Consider the following 14,848-nt stretch of genomic DNA (forward strand, 5'->3'; position numbering starts at 1 on the left):
AAATAGAACAGTAGGGCTACGCTGATAACTCTTGCCCTTGGGAATAATACAATATATGCGCCTAATACACCTGAAACTGCTCCAGATGCACCTATGGCTGGAATGAAGATGTCAAATCCATTAAACATCAAGGTAATATAAGAATGAGCAAGACCCCCTATCACTCCAAAGATAAGATAGAGGAAAAGGTATTTTATATGTCCAAATCTGTCCTCGATATTATCTCCAAAGATGAAGAGGTAGAGCATATTACCAATTATGTGGAAGATATCAGCATGAAGAAACATCGATGAGAAGAGGGTATACAACCTTTGCCCAGTCATCACAAAAATGGGTATTTCTCCATAATCAAGTATTATGCTTTCATAAGAACCTGAAGAAATCTGCCATATGAAAACTAAAACATTGATCAAGATCAATGACCATGTAATATATGGCTTTGTACGTGTAGGGTTCTCGTCAAATAATGGGAACACGATTGCCAACCATTTCTTTTTTAAATATCTTTGAATATAAAAAGCTCAGTAAGTTAATATCGTTTTCTAATTTTAATTATAGGGACTTAGTATTTATTTAAATTCAGGCTGTCCTTTAAAAAAATCTCTGATTTATCAGCTGTGTATTTAATAGACCTTTAAGGGGTTCTCTTAATATATGTCCAATTTTTCGTTCACAATCTTAAACTTTTAAAAACTCATACAATACAAAATAATCAGTATGCGCTTTACTGAAGAAGAGGCCGAGAAAGCAGCAGAACTCAGATTGTGGGTTGAAGACAGGATAGCGAAGTTAGAAGATGAAATTGATAAATTAAGGGAAATATTGGTAATTATCGATAGCATACTACGCGTGACAAGCTTCAAAGTGGCTTCAGATCTTGCTCTTAAACCTAGAGATCAAGAAGAGCCAGTTGCTATAATCGCTGAAAAGTTAAAGCCTTCAGAACCAGAAATCAAAGAGATTCGACCGCTTAAAAGGTCTAAAGATAATTATTTGATGGGGAATGCATACATATCTGACTCTAAGATAGTGATAATCCCTTCAAATGATGTAAGATTAGAAATTTCGACTACACCTTTTGAATCCTTTTTCATTGATAGAATACTAGAAGGTATGAAGAGTAAGGATAGAGAAATTATATCTCAAGGTAAAATCGATAGTAAAGATATGATAAGATTTGGTATTGAAGATGAAAATGGCATAATCAAGAAGATAACAGTGGAAAATTATAGAGAAAAGCGCAGGTTAAATGAAATTATTAACACATCAATATGGACTTTCACGAGAATGTTAGAGAAGGTCAAGTAGTAAAAGTTTTAGATGTCTTACAGATAAGCAAATTTATATGCCTCTAAATTAAATCAAACTAGCACTAGAAAATGCCAAAAGCGAGAAAGGGTAGAAGGGTAAAGGATAAATGGCGTGGCAAGCAGTGGATAGAAGTGGAAACACCACGGATCTTTGGAAGCGTACCTATAGCCTATCTGCCCGTTACAGATCCTGAAAAGGCTTTAGGAGGGGTTGTTGAGACTACACTTTTCGACCTAGTCAAACAAGATCCTCAACAATACACAATAAAATTGTACTTCCAAATTGTGAAAGTAGAAGATGATCGCGCTTCTACAATACTTAAGGGTCAAGAATATTCTAGGGATTATCTAAGAAGCCTCATTAGGCGTGGTTCATCAATGGCGGAATTGATAAATGATTACGAGACCATCGACGAGTTTAAGGTTAGAGTCTACATTATGGCTCTTACAAGATCTAGGATTAACTCTTCTAAAAAGCATGATATAAGGGAGATCGCTCATAAGATATTTAACGAGAAAGTTGCGAATATGAGTTACGAACAACTCGCTCAAGAAGTCATCTATGGTAAGATTGCATCTGACTTATATAATGAAGCAAAAAAGATTACGCATATGAGACATTTAGGCATAAGAAAGATGAAGCTTCTATCTATCGGAAAACCTGAGGCAAAGGTTGAGCAAGTTACGCAGGTTAGCAGTAGCTGACACTACTTTACCAAGCCATACTGTTATATCATCACAATAATTATACTAAGAATCAGTAGTAATAAGGTGAGAATGATAAGTGAGTAGGTCGTATGCTTTCTGGCTATAGCTTTCTTATAATATCTCCTTGGTGTAACTCCCTTGATCCAGAGTATCGAAACCGAACCCAACTGAAGTCCAATAAGGTTGACAAATGTCAATAGCAATGCTCCAAAGAAGATGTCTATGTACATTAAAGCCAATCCAATTCCAGTAACTGCGGCTGGTGGAACTAACGCAACAGCTACAGCTACTCCAACAAGTATCTCTGGTATTGCGATGAATAAAGCCAGCCCTCCTGCCAAGCCCAGTATAACTGATATCCCAATATCGGTCAGCGAGACAGTACTACGAACTGTGATTTGAGAAGTCAAGGGTAATTCAATAAAATTTGATGTAATGAAAGTAATCGAAGCAGATAACAGTATAATAGATATCAAGAGCATGATTATTGAAAATTGGCTCTTGATCAGCTTCTCAATCCTTCCTAGAACAGCATTGACTGCAAAGGAATTTATTGGTCCAAGTAAGGGTGACAATAACATTGCACCTATCACTATTACAACATTATCTAAGAAAAGGCCAGCAAGAGCAACTAGAGTTGCAAAACAAGCCATGATTAAGATGTCTGAGCTTAGACGAATATATCTCTCAGTGCTTGTTACAAGCCTCTCTAAAGGGTTAGGCGGGGGACTTATCTTGGCTACCTTTTCTTTCAATCGATCAAGATATGTTGAAACTGTTGCCTCGACATTATAGACGCTTATCATATTCTGTTTTAATCGTAAGTCGACATTATTTGAAATCGTGTCGATTATTTTATCGATAAATTGATCAGGCAAAATAGCAGAATAGACAGTACATTGTTCATTCTCTATCTTTATGGTTCCGGAAGTGTACAAAACTTCACATTGTTCGAATATTTCTTTAACTTTCTTTGATTCAGCCTTAGATGTTATAACTTCCAGCCTTTTCAAAGATATCCCCTATGTTTTTATTTAATAAAAATACTATTTTTAATTATTTATTTTAAGCTTAACGCCTCTTAGTGGTTGATACAATTTTAATGACATCTCTATCTTTTAAGACGTAATCAGCACCAAGGCGTACTCTTCTTTTTGCATCCATAGCATAAAGAAAACCCTCTCCCAAATCCGTATGTATTTTATATGCTAGGTCCTTCACTTTAGAGCCTACTTTCATAACATATGCATCTGGCAATATGTGCCCAGTTTTATCTGAAAATCTATTTTCATCTTCAACAGGATAAACAACAATGCTCTTAATAAGGTTAAAGTATACATCATTGATAACTTGTTGAACCCCAGTAGAACCCCATACCTTCAAGACACGATCATTTACAAGGTCAAAAGCTTTCCTTTGTTCCGGTGTTAACTTATCAAAGTATAGTATATGAAATGAACTATTCCCTGGGATATATTCTATTAACTCTTTTTTAGCTGCCCTTCTTAACAATAGTTCTGCTTCAGCTGCGCAAGGAATAACTAAACGCCCTGTGGCTCTTGATCGCTCAATATTTTTAGCCGAAGTTACAAGGTCTGCTTTGTTCATAGCTATGACCGAAGGTTTTGAAATCTGCCTTATTGCACGACATAAATTGAATAAGTCTTCTTCAGACCAGTTTGTTGGCTTTTCAGAATTCAATTTAAGAGAGTTTATTGACTCAACTATCTGCGCTTCCATTATTGAAAGCCCGCTTAACCTCTCGGCTAGCATAGAACTTATTTTCTGAACTCCAGATTCTGCTGTACGAGACATACGTGACCAATCCCTTTTAACTATCTGTAGGAGCCAAAGGTCAAATTCCCTCTCAACAAAGTCCATATCGAATAATGGATCATGATCACTTAAAGCACAGGGCCTACCTTCCTCATCCGTGGACCCAGAAATATCTATGACGTGAATCAAAGCATCAGCTCTTCGAATATCGTCCAAGAATTTGTTTCCTAAACCCCTTCCTTTCCAAGCATCGGGAACCAATCCAGCAATATCTATCAATTTTATAGGAATAAGACGAATGCCATTTACACAGATCGAGTTACGTGGAGTGTCTTTAACGCCCAATTCTTTACATACGCAATCTACTCTAAGATATGCCATCCCTACATTTGGTTTTATAGTTGTGAATGGGTAGCTTGCTACTTGTGCATGAGATAAAGTTGCAGCATTAAAAAAGGTAGATTTCCCAGTATTCGGTTTACCTATTATACCAACAATCAAATGTGAATTTTATTATTATAAATAATTATTAAATTATTTCTCTTTAATTTTTAAAAGACGTTTATTCACAAATTAGGGAAGCTACTCTGATTAGATACATTTTTATTTTTTTAATATTCTCTATAACGCGATGTAATGTGGATAATGAGAAATCTGCTATTACAAAGATCCAAGCAGTATTGATCATCGCTTTACTCGTTATTTCTATATTGTCGGTTTCCATATTTTGGTGGTACATGCAACCTAAAGCGTTTAGCACTGTAAGTGGAATTGTGCATTTAGATGAACCAATTATTGGTGCAAAAATCAGCATTTATGATATGGATGATGTCAAGATTTTCGAGGAAAATGGAACCTACAAAACTGGTTCTTTCACGATTGAAGTTCCGTGGGGGATCGGACAGTGGGGCGGTTCGATACCTGACGAATTTAAGATAGTTGCTACCGAAGGAACGCTGAAGAACGAAACTTTTACAGGAACGGTTGTCAGAATAGTGCAAGATTATAATGAAGAGGAGACTTGGGCTTTTTACGAGTTGAACGCTATCACCACTTTGATAGCCGCCTATCTAGATGAAAATCCTGAGGAGGATTATGCTAAAGCTGAAAGGGATGTTAAAAGATATCTGGAGGTGCCTACTGGCTTTGATATGTCCGAAGTGATTGGGCACTCTCGTTATTACAATGGCATCTTTGACCATGTTGATTTTATGAGCCAAGCCAGAGACTGGGGGGGATTAAACGCGTTCGTGGAAGATTGTTTAGATGAAATTGAGAGAGGGGATACACACGCTTTTATAGATATAGAACCAGGCAAACCTGCTTTAATACCTGAAGGCATCGCTTTTTTCAAGTTTATTGCCGACGGTCTTGCTAAAGGCGCGTTAGAACATGCATCTGGAGAAGGCATGGGTTTCATTATGAGATTGATGGGTTTTGGTGGTGAGGGAAACATTGACGAGCTGAGTTCAAAGATGAGTGAAGTGCTATCGGAGATATCGGATATAAAGAAGGATATAGAAGATATAAAAAATCAACTAAAAGAATTAAAAGAGCTATTAGAAACTATCGAAAAAGAGCTTGAACAATACATTGCTTCGCTTACTGGTTTAAAAGTAAAAACCACAATTGAGGAAAGTTACGCTCAGCTTGAGCAGTATTCAAAACAGAAAAATGTGACTAAAGCAGACTTAGAGAAATTGAGGGACACCATATTAGACACAAGTAACGGAGTGGTATGGTGCATGGGGATGCTGCATAAGCTCATCAAAGGCCATGAAGACGGATTTGGAAAAGGATTGTTAGAACTTTACGTTGAAACAGCCATCAATTTCAAATATGAATGTCAGAAAGATTATAACTCAATGGATACCTATCTCAAAGAAAAGCTTGAAGAGTTCACGCTTCGCTATCAGGCTTTTGAGAATTATTTTGCACAGCTGTTGTTTTTGGAACTTCAGGGTTTAAACCTCATAGTTGAGGCTTATCTTTACAATAATTACAGCACAATTGCGACGAATTATATCGAGAATACGTTTCAGACAAGGATAGAGGAGCAAGTGGAAGTGTTCTTAGATTGCGTTGCATATCTTGTTTTTAACGCCCATCCTGCGCCATTTTTAGAGTTTGCGAACTCGGGTGAATTGCCCGAACTTGATAAGGAGCCTTATAAGTCCGCTTCGCCATATGTTGCTAAAATATTTCCAAGGGCTGATTATTTTGCTGATAAAGCTATAAGGGGCACAGGAACTTTCACAGCGAGAGTAGTTCTATGTACAATCGGACTAGACGGTGATAAATATCCTGGTCAGTATAATATCCCAATTAAAAAATCACGTATTCCGGATCCAAAAGAACTAATACTGTTATTCAGAAATCCTGACATTCCTTTTCTTTTCTGGTTAGAAGGAGAATTAAAACAGACAACTCTAGAGGAAAGAGCCCCTAGTCAATGGAGCATGCCATCGACAGTTTATGATGTTGGCTCGGGGCCAACTGAGGGAAAACTCATTAAAGAAGGCTGGACAGGTACTATTTATTGGATTTATTACAATCAAATAGTAAAAATATTTGATGAATTTCCGGAGGGAGTATACCGTCTAGAAAAAGTACATAATGCGTTAAAAGACGATAACTTCAGAGATATACGAGCCGATTACATCTGCCAGGGCACTGGTTGGGTATCTGATCTCAATCACAGACACTATATGGTTAAAAAATACACTTCATTGTCTGCAACAATATCATGGGAATCTAATGACGTAAACATCATTTATGCTTGGGAAGATCCAAAAGGGCGTTTGTTGGTTGGTACTATAGTACCAGGTGGTTGGCGTTTGGACTTTGGTATTACATTATCACTTGGGAATGTTGATCCTAACGACGAATACGGTTTCTCTCATTCAGATTTCCCCATAGTAGTATCTTTGGATGATGATGGATATCCATACGGGTATTGGGGCGGATACTGGCGTACTGATTCCGGCTGGTAATGATATCGAAATATGACAGGTTCATGCCTGTCTTTCTTTATTTTTTTCATATTCTTTTTTATTATAATAGGAAAATTATAGATGTGAGTAAAAAATATGAGTGATAGTAAAAAAGAGTGCTCTAATTTATTCTTGACATTTTGAAAAAATAAAGGGTAGGCGCCAACGAACCTCTTCTACTTACGAAATGGAAGTAAGTTAAACTCTTCGAGTTCTTATATCAAATAAGTGAAACACTTTGAGACTTCTATTAGGATTTAAGAGCTCATTTAAACCTTATCTTTTTAAGCATAATCTAAATGCAAATACTTTGGAATTGGAGCGCGTCAAACCTAAAGTTTTGATCTGCGATAGCTTAGCGAAGAAGGGTATAGAGATGCTATCTTCAGCTGGTTTAGATGTAACTTACATACCCGAGATAACTAATCAAGATTTGTTGAGTATGATCCAAGAATATGATATAGTAATCGTGAGAGGTAGGACGAAAATAACTAATGAAGTTGTCTCGAAAGGTAAAAATCTGAAGATCATAGGAAGAGCAGGTGTTGGTCTCGACAACATAGATTTGGAGTCGGCTAACTCTAGAGGAATCAAGGTTTTCAATACTCCTTTAGCATCTACAAATGCAGTCGCAGAACTTACTATCGGGTTCATGATAACTCTTAGTCGAGGAATCGTCCGTGGAGATATTGGAATCAAGCAAGGTAAATGGCTTAAGCATGAACTTATGGGGTCTGAATTAAAAGGGAAGACTTTGGGAATCATCGGAATGGGTAGAATAGGTACTAGGGTCGCGAGACTTGCTAAAACTTTTGGGATGAAAATACTTGTGTTTGATATAATTGAGCTAAGTGAAGATCTTCTTGACGAGCTTGAATCAAAGATTATACCTTTGGATGAGCTATTGGCTTCTTCAGATTTCATAACCTTGCACGTTACTTTGACAAAAGAAACTCATAAAATGATAAATGAACAAAAGTTGAAAAAAATGAAGAAAACAGCATGTATAATAAATGCTTCAAGGGGTGCCGTGATAGATGAGGAAGCCCTTCTGAATGCAATCAAAAGTGGTTCTATCAAAGGCGCTGCCCTGGATGTGTTCGAATTTGAACCCCCAGTATCTAGCGAGCTTGTTAAGCTTCAAAATGTAGTCACCACACCCCATATAGGCGCACAGACAAAAGAAGCACAAGAACTCGCAGCAACTCTTTTGGCTAAAAAAATAATAGATGATATACCAAATTTATTCTAATATTTTCTATTTGGTAAATTCAGATGTCGAAAATTGGACATCCATCCATTATTGAGCGCATAGTACGTAAAAAATCCATACTCATTGCCATAATCATCTCATTATTTCTTATAATAACTATTGTCCTCTACTATCTATCTCAAGTTTCGATTATAAGCGTGGAATGGCTTATCAGTATTTTAGAAGGTATGGGTCCTTTTGGTGCATTCTTATCTGGTTTTCTTGAAGCGAGCTCCATCTTTTTAGCCATCTTCCCATCTTACATCGTAGTAGCACTATTGGGTTATATCCAACCAAATATTCTGGGTGTTATTCTTATTGGAATATCTGCTGGATTAGGCGCAGGGCTGGGTGAGTATATCAGCTACTATGTTGGTGTCGGAGGGAGATATGTTCTGTCTGAAAAAAGGAAGAAGAGTTTAGATGTTTGGCGCGTTAGATTAGAAAAATATGGCTTATGGCTCATATTGGCCTTCGCTATGACCCCTTTAACTCCAGATGACATAATATGGATACCATTAGGGCTCATAAGGTACCCAAAGATGAGAGCACTTTTTGCAGCTATAACTGGGAAGATCTTTTTGAACATATTTTATGCAACTGCCGGATATATTTACGGGCCTCAAATCATAGAATTCTTGAGTAGCGTTTTTCCATGAAAGTTATACCGATAAGAAATTTATCTCCTGTCCTATTCTCCTTTTAATCGCCTTATCATAAACTAATTTAGCAGTAACAGCATCTTGTATTGCCAACCCGGTAGCACAGAATATCGTAATTCTATCGGATGTAACTCTGCCAAGCTTAAAACCTGCCACGATCTCCCCTATCTCCCCGTAAATTTCAGACTCCGTTATCAATCCTTTAGAAAAAGGAACATTTATCTCGCCACCATGTATAGCCTGCTCTATGTCATCGACAACTATCTTCCCCCTTCGTAATATCATTGGGTCTAACTCTTGCTTTCCAGGGGCATCAGCGCCTATGCAATTCAAATGAGCGTCATCCTTTACCCAACTATCCTCAACTATGGGCTCTCTAGAAGGTGTTACTGTTGTAACAATATCAGATTCCTTAACTGCTTCTTTGGCTGTATCCACAGATACTATCTTTTTTATATCAGGATAATGTTTTGAAGCTTCCTTTACGAATAAATCCCTGTTGGTCTTTGAGATATCATAAACCTTGACTTCGTCGATTTTGTAAAGTGACATAAGTGCCATTAATTGAGTCCTCGCTTGTCTTCCTGCACCTATTATCCCAATTATCTCTACATCCTTTTTTGATAGGTATTTAGCAGCTATACCTCCAGCAGCCCCGGTTCTTAAGCCTGTCATATATGTTCCATCCATAATCGCTAAGGGATAACCAGTTTTTGGGTCTATTAGAATCACAATCGCCATAACCGTTGGGAGACCATACTTAATTGGGTTGTGTGAATGACTGTTAACGAGTTTAACAGCTGAAGTATCAAAAGTTTCAAGGTATGAAGGCATCACTCTATAATCACCATCATATTTTTCATAAAAGAGAAAAGACTTTTCTGGCATTTGAACTCTTTTAAATGCTTTCTCTTTAAATGCGGCTTCAATAACATCCATGACTTCTCCCATATTAACCAAAGGTTTAATGTCATTTTCAGTCAACAGTAGTGTTCTCATACTCACTGAATCATTAAAAATCTCCTAGAAAAAGATTTATCAATAGAGAAATTAAGCTATCCTACATCATGTACAAATATGTTAACGAGGCATGGCAAAAGAACCTGAAGGAAAAACCTGAGAACATAAAAGAAAGGTTGATAGCTTGGAGAAAAGAGCCTACGATGGTCAGATTAGAAAGGCCAACGAGGATAGACAGAGCGAGAAGGTTAGGGTACAAAGCAAAACAAGGTTTCATAGTTGTGCGAATAAAAGTTGGTAAGGGAGGGATGAGAAAGAGCAGGCCTCGATCTGGAAGGCGGCCAAAACATCTTGGAACTGTAAAGATCAAGGCGAATGTCAGTGCGCGTGAAGTAGCAGAAAGAAGAGTAGTAAAGAAGTATCCTAATCTTAAAGTGCTAAATTCATACTTTCTATATCAAGATGGAAAGCATATTTGGCATGAGGTGATTCTTGTAGACCTTAATCATCCAGCAAATGCTAACAAGTTTTAATATATCAAACTGAGATCACTAGAATTATAATAAAGGAAGGTTACCGGTAACTTTATCGATCAGCTCAGATCTTGAAGGACCGATCCCTAGAGCTGTGGGCGTATTTGGTGGAACTTCAGTTAATCCTTTATCTATTATTAATGCACAAGGTAATTTGAATTTTGTAGCCTTTTTTTCTAGTTCACGAAGCTTCTCTATTGAATTTACTTTAAGAATAACTTTCTTTGCGCCTTCTTTAAGCCAAGCATTACAATATTTAGTTTCAATCTTCTTTGCTTTTTCATATGTTTCCAGACACGCATGACATGCTTGTGCTACTATCTTGCCTGTGCTCATATTCAAGTCTTCTCTAATAATTATGTTCATCTTAAACTCAAAATAAATCGACAACTTTGATCACCATTAGAAGAAATTACCATATGAATATGAATCTTTATTTTTTTCTTTTCTCGATTTATTAATTAACATAATATTGAAAATCGTTAAGAGTGAGACTTTTTAATCTATAAAGATCAATTATCATGGAGCGGGGGTACCCAAGCCAGGTCAAAGCAAGGGCTATTGTCGATCAAAGGGGGAGGACTTAAGGTCTTGAGAAATCCTCTGGCTCAGGCCTTCGTGGGTTCAAATCCCACCCCCCGCATCTAATTGTTAAGGATACGATTTTTTCTTAAGATTTTTTTAAGTGAATTATTCGAATATTTGGTATCCAACTTTCAAATTTTTAGATGCCCAAGACATATTATGCTTAAATATGATAAAATACAATAATTTATGTTAAATTAAATTGAAACGCATTCTTATTTTGGGAGGTGGTGGAGGAGGAGCAGTTGCTGCTTCCAGATTATCCAAAGGGTTAAAGGGGAAAGCTGAAATTACTTTGGTAGATAAAAAGACGCATTATGAATTCATGCCGTCTTACCTCTGGATTGCAACAGGTCTTAGAGAGCCTGATGATATAAGAAGGCCATTAAAGTTTTTCGAAGGTAAGGGCATAAAGGTATTAAACGAAAAGGTGGTTGAAATCGATCCAGCAAACAGAACTGTAAGGACTGATAAAGGTTCTTTGAGCTATGATTGCCTTATTATTTCTCTTGGGGCAGAACTAAGGCCAGACCTCCTCAAGGGGATCGACCATACCTATCATACATGGGACCTCAAAAGCTCTATTAAGCTAAGGGAAGCATTATCAAAGTTTAAAGGTGGTAAAATTGTTGTAAGCACACCACCATCGCCGTATAGATGTCCACCTGCTCCTTTTGAACTTGCTCTGATGATGAGATACCTCTCAGACTTGAGAGGAATTATCGAGAAGACCGAAATAGATGTGATACATTCGACATGGAAACAACCCATGGAATCTTTTGGTCCATTTATGCAAAAGATGTTCAGAGGCTTCTTAGAACAATATAATGTGAATTATATTGGAGGTTGGAAGATCGACCATGTCGATGGCGATAGGAAGAAGCTGGTTTCAAGTAGTGGTGATGAGATAGAATACGATCTGGCTGTAGTAATCCCACCTCATACACCAGCTTTACCGGTTGTCAATACACCAGACTTGGTCAATAAAAGAACTGGATATATGGACATAGAAAATAAGATGCTACGAAATCCAAAATACGATGATATATTTGGGATCGGCGATGTTGTAGCTCCTACACTTGGGTTGGGGATGGCTGGCGTCTTTGCCCACTTCCAGGCGGACTATGTATCCACACAACTCGTCGATGAGATAAAAGGGGTCCATATGGCCATGTCCTACAATATGGTTGGAATCTGCGTTATGGATGTTGGTTACCTTGGCGCAGCAGTCTTCTGCGATTTTGAAAAAGTGATAAAGGGTGAATCCGAATATCCAAAATGCTGGGTTCTAGGTGCCATGAAAGCCTTTAGAGGCGTAAAGTTCGCTTTTGAAAAGATGTGGTTTACTTCACTTTTTGGGAGGTGATGGGTGTTGGCTTCGATTGAAATAACAGGATTACCAGCTGAAAAGGCGCAAAAGCTTGCTAAATTACTGGAAAAATTGGTCGATAACGCTGATGCGGTTGATGATGTAATAGATACTTTGGCTAAAATTAGAGAAACAGGAATTTTAGCAGGTGCTAACGCTATTGCTGAAGGATTTGAAGAAGGATTCAACTATCTGATGAGGCCAGAGTTGATATCATCTCTAGGAAATATGATGATGCTTCTATATTTAGTTGGTAGCTTGGACAACGCTATGGTGTATGAATTAGCTTCGAAACTTCCACCTCGGTTGAGCAAGGCATATGAAGAGTTCAAGCAGACACCAAGGAGGAAGGCTGGCTTCTTCGAGCTTCTTTCTCTCATGAGAAGCCCAGAGTTATTCGCTATGCTCAAAGCTGTAAGTAAGATAGCCTCAAACAAAGAAGAATAGAATTCCTATCAAAGCAAAGATAGAAAAAAACCGATTAAGAAATGGGATAAAATCAGTAAAAGGATTTCTTTAAAAAAGTTAGAATTTACATTATATCTCTAAGGATATTAATAATTGGTTCTCCTTTGCTTAGCCTTGAAATAGTCTGAGAATTATAACTTTACTGATTTTAACTATTCCTTTATAAAGTCAAAATTTACTTGCCAAAAATCTTTCATCAGAATTAATGTATAAGATATTATCGTGATTCTAACTTTTCTACGATTATCCTTTTTTCTCCGGATATGAAACGGACTTTGACTTTAACTGATTTATTTACTGGTATAGGAAAGCCTGTATCCTCGACTAGGTTCACAGGTAGATAGATGAAGTACTTGTTATCCTTCCTTTTGAATAAGCTACCAATGCCTTTACTTACCATTTCAACACACAGTATATTAATTATATAACATTGTTATAATCTTATCGTTAAACTTAGGATTCTATTTTGAAATCTATGGGTAAAGGTTTTCTCAGAGTTAAATGTATTTATCATAAATTAACTCTCAAGCAATCTGGCAGTTCATTCCTTTTTCTATGGTAAAGTATGCATTCGCAACATATTCCCTTTCTACTACAGGGTTCATATGTACATGTACAGTTATTCAGGTTGATTTCAATATTCGGACAATGCTCTCTCTTCATTCTAAATTCACCATTGATCTTTTCTATGAGGATTTATAATAATTCTGGATAAATTGTTAATTAAGGAAAGGGAAGTAGCTATCGCCAAGATGAAACTCTGAACTTGTTAATGTATGATTGAACAAGCAATTATTTTAATAGATTATTATGGAAAATTCGTTAAAAAGAGGAGTAAAAATATGGAGCATAATGAGAAAGAAAGAGTTTTATTTCAAGCAACAAGGTTATCGGATTTAGTAAACTACCAAGAAGGGTCTATAGTTAGCCGTACAATAATCAATAAGAAGACAGGAACAGTTACTTTATTCGCTTTTGATAAAGGACAAGGATTGAGCGAACATATCACTCCATTTGATGCTTTAGTGTATCTTCTTGATGGTGAAGTAGAAATTGTTATCTCTGGTCAAGTCCACCATTTAAAAGAAGGTGAGATGATAATAATGCCCGCCCACCAACCACATGCACTGAAGGCAGTACATAAATTCAAAATGGTTCTAACAATGATAAAATCTTGAACAAAAAAAATTTCCATACATTATGAGTTTACCTTTTGGGCGAGTTCTTTTACCCAGCTTCGGATAACGTCCCAGTCTCTCGTATCGTAGATTTGTCATAAACGCCGCCAAACATGCCTAAAGTAAGAGGCTGCGGATTGTACTTGGCTGCTTTTTCTTCAGCCAATTTAAAACTGTAAAGGATGATTCACTTATGGTATTACGGAAGTCAGCCAAGGCGAATACGTGAAATTGTTTGATATTTCATCGCCTATTCCAAATTCATATCTTAATTTAAACGGTACAAAATATCCTATCATAGGTGGCAGGGGCATTCTGATTCAAAAATATCACTACATATCTCTTACCATATATCTGACCCCTCCTGATGGAGGTCCTAGTTCGTACTGCCGTCTACGTGGGACAACAGGTGAATTAGGTTATAATAATTATCTAAAATTAAAAGACTTTGTCTGCTTTTTAGCTTGTAGAGTTCCATTATATCCAGGATATTTACAATTCTGCTACTGGTCGTTTTCACAAGGTGGATTAATTTTTACTACCCTTCCATAAGAACATCCCTATCCAGTAAGGGGAATTCAAAGGTCATTGGTTGGCAATGGTAATAATCTTACAAGAAGGGGAAATCAGAGCGTATGAAGTATATATGGAGATGAACCCAAAAATCGACCAAGGCGAGTTAGTAGGCTATTTTAGAGAGATTGGAGAGCAAGAAGAATCCTGCACGGTCGAGCATGATGAAAACTCGTTAACCATATTTGCTACTTTAGAAGGGTTGCAGAGCGCAAAAGAGATTCAATATTACATAGAAGCAGCGTTTGAAGAATGGTCCGGAGATGAATTGCTAACTTATGGAATTGATTTTGCTCCAGATGAAGGTTTTCAAAGTTTTCAGCCTTAAATGAATGATGAGGTCAAGGTCTAGAGATTTTAAAAGTAATATGTTAGAATATACCATTCAAAAGGTTTAAATAAACCTATTATTTACCAATAGATAGGTTATAGTATGCCAAAAGATTTGAAATCTTACCTCAAAGGCATTATACTATTCCTT

At 37.0% G+C, this 14,848-nt stretch carries 17 protein-coding genes and 1 tRNA gene; 12 read left to right on the forward strand and 6 right to left on the reverse strand.

What is annotated here, in order from left to right; translation table 11 throughout:
- A partial coding sequence (locus L6N96_03510) for a rhomboid family intramembrane serine protease (protein ID MCP8323226.1) occupies positions 1–476 on the reverse strand: 476 nt, incomplete at its 3' end.
- Positions 477–717: 241 nt separating this feature from the next.
- Here L6N96_03510 and L6N96_03515 point away from each other — a divergent pair.
- Entirely contained in the window at positions 718–1,308 is a 591-nt protein-coding gene (locus tag L6N96_03515) for a hypothetical protein (protein MCP8323227.1), read from the forward strand.
- A gap of 71 nt (positions 1,309–1,379) precedes the next feature.
- A complete protein-coding gene (locus L6N96_03520) occupies positions 1,380–2,015 on the forward strand; it encodes a 30S ribosomal protein S3ae (GenBank protein ID MCP8323228.1) in 636 nt (211 codons plus the stop codon).
- A gap of 23 nt (positions 2,016–2,038) precedes the next feature.
- Here L6N96_03520 and L6N96_03525 read toward each other — a convergent pair whose 3' ends face one another.
- A complete protein-coding gene (locus L6N96_03525; protein MCP8323229.1) occupies positions 2,039–3,031 on the reverse strand; it encodes a TIGR00341 family protein in 993 nt (330 codons plus the stop codon).
- Positions 3,032–3,089: 58 nt separating this feature from the next.
- On the reverse strand, positions 3,090–4,295 hold the full coding sequence (locus L6N96_03530) for a redox-regulated ATPase YchF (protein ID MCP8323230.1): 1,206 nt from the start codon (positions 4,293–4,295) through the stop codon (positions 3,090–3,092).
- Between the two features lie 137 nt (positions 4,296–4,432).
- On the opposite strand from L6N96_03530, the gene L6N96_03535 reads away from it, so the two are divergent.
- From L6N96_03535 to L6N96_03545, 3 genes are all read left to right on the forward strand, one after another.
- Positions 4,433–6,787: a hypothetical protein gene (locus tag L6N96_03535; GenBank protein ID MCP8323231.1), complete on the forward strand. Its 2,355-nt coding sequence runs from the start codon at positions 4,433–4,435 to the stop codon at positions 6,785–6,787.
- Between the two features lie 238 nt (positions 6,788–7,025).
- Positions 7,026–8,039, forward strand: coding sequence for a D-2-hydroxyacid dehydrogenase (locus L6N96_03540; protein MCP8323232.1), 1,014 nt, complete (start codon positions 7,026–7,028; stop codon positions 8,037–8,039).
- Between the two features lie 23 nt (positions 8,040–8,062).
- Positions 8,063–8,698 carry a VTT domain-containing protein gene (locus L6N96_03545; GenBank protein ID MCP8323233.1) on the forward strand — a complete coding sequence of 212 codons (636 nt, stop codon included), beginning with the start codon at positions 8,063–8,065 and terminating at the stop codon, positions 8,696–8,698.
- Between the two features lie 3 nt (positions 8,699–8,701).
- Here the strand turns inward: L6N96_03545 and ala are convergent, their stop codons facing one another.
- The gene (gene ala, locus L6N96_03550; GenBank protein ID MCP8323234.1) at positions 8,702–9,700 is read right to left on the reverse strand and encodes an alanine dehydrogenase; all 999 of its coding nucleotides are present in this window, start codon (positions 9,698–9,700) and stop codon (positions 8,702–8,704) included.
- Between the two features lie 68 nt (positions 9,701–9,768).
- Between ala and L6N96_03555 the strand changes: the two genes are divergently transcribed.
- On the forward strand, positions 9,769–10,194 hold the full coding sequence (locus tag L6N96_03555; protein MCP8323235.1) for a 50S ribosomal protein L15e: 426 nt from the start codon (positions 9,769–9,771) through the stop codon (positions 10,192–10,194).
- 24 nt (positions 10,195–10,218) lie between these two features.
- Here L6N96_03555 and pth2 read toward each other — a convergent pair whose 3' ends face one another.
- Positions 10,219–10,584 (reverse strand): peptidyl-tRNA hydrolase Pth2, encoded by a 366-nt coding sequence (pth2, locus tag L6N96_03560; protein ID MCP8323236.1) that lies wholly within the window; start codon positions 10,582–10,584, stop codon positions 10,219–10,221.
- 136 nt (positions 10,585–10,720) lie between these two features.
- On the opposite strand from pth2, the gene L6N96_03565 reads away from it, so the two are divergent.
- From L6N96_03565 to L6N96_03575, 3 genes are all read left to right on the forward strand, one after another.
- Positions 10,721–10,837: transfer RNA gene (locus tag L6N96_03565), tRNA-Leu, on the forward strand.
- Between the two features lie 144 nt (positions 10,838–10,981).
- Positions 10,982–12,145 (forward strand): NAD(P)/FAD-dependent oxidoreductase, encoded by a 1,164-nt coding sequence (locus L6N96_03570; GenBank protein MCP8323237.1) that lies wholly within the window; start codon positions 10,982–10,984, stop codon positions 12,143–12,145.
- Positions 12,146–12,151: 6 nt separating this feature from the next.
- Positions 12,152–12,595: a hypothetical protein gene (locus L6N96_03575; protein MCP8323238.1), complete on the forward strand. Its 444-nt coding sequence runs from the start codon at positions 12,152–12,154 to the stop codon at positions 12,593–12,595.
- Positions 12,596–12,833: 238 nt separating this feature from the next.
- Here the strand turns inward: L6N96_03575 and L6N96_03580 are convergent, their stop codons facing one another.
- Complete coding sequence (locus L6N96_03580) at positions 12,834–13,016, reverse strand: hypothetical protein (protein ID MCP8323239.1); 183 nt, start codon at positions 13,014–13,016, stop codon at positions 12,834–12,836.
- Positions 13,017–13,392: 376 nt separating this feature from the next.
- Here L6N96_03580 and L6N96_03585 point away from each other — a divergent pair, with 376 nt between their 5' ends.
- The 3 genes from L6N96_03585 to L6N96_03595 all read left to right on the forward strand — a co-directional run bounded on the left by L6N96_03585 (position 13,393) and on the right by L6N96_03595 (position 14,695).
- Positions 13,393–13,794 (forward strand): cupin domain-containing protein, encoded by a 402-nt coding sequence (locus L6N96_03585; GenBank protein ID MCP8323240.1) that lies wholly within the window; start codon positions 13,393–13,395, stop codon positions 13,792–13,794.
- A gap of 231 nt (positions 13,795–14,025) precedes the next feature.
- Complete coding sequence (locus L6N96_03590) at positions 14,026–14,346, forward strand: hypothetical protein (protein MCP8323241.1); 321 nt, start codon at positions 14,026–14,028, stop codon at positions 14,344–14,346.
- A gap of 40 nt (positions 14,347–14,386) precedes the next feature.
- Positions 14,387–14,695: a hypothetical protein gene (locus L6N96_03595; protein MCP8323242.1), complete on the forward strand. Its 309-nt coding sequence runs from the start codon at positions 14,387–14,389 to the stop codon at positions 14,693–14,695.
- Positions 14,696–14,848 lie beyond the last annotated feature (153 nt).

This window comes from Candidatus Methylarchaceae archaeon HK02M2 (assembly GCA_024256165.1).
In the GTDB taxonomy this organism is placed as follows: domain Archaea; phylum Thermoproteota; class Nitrososphaeria; order Nitrososphaerales; family JACAEJ01; genus HK02M2.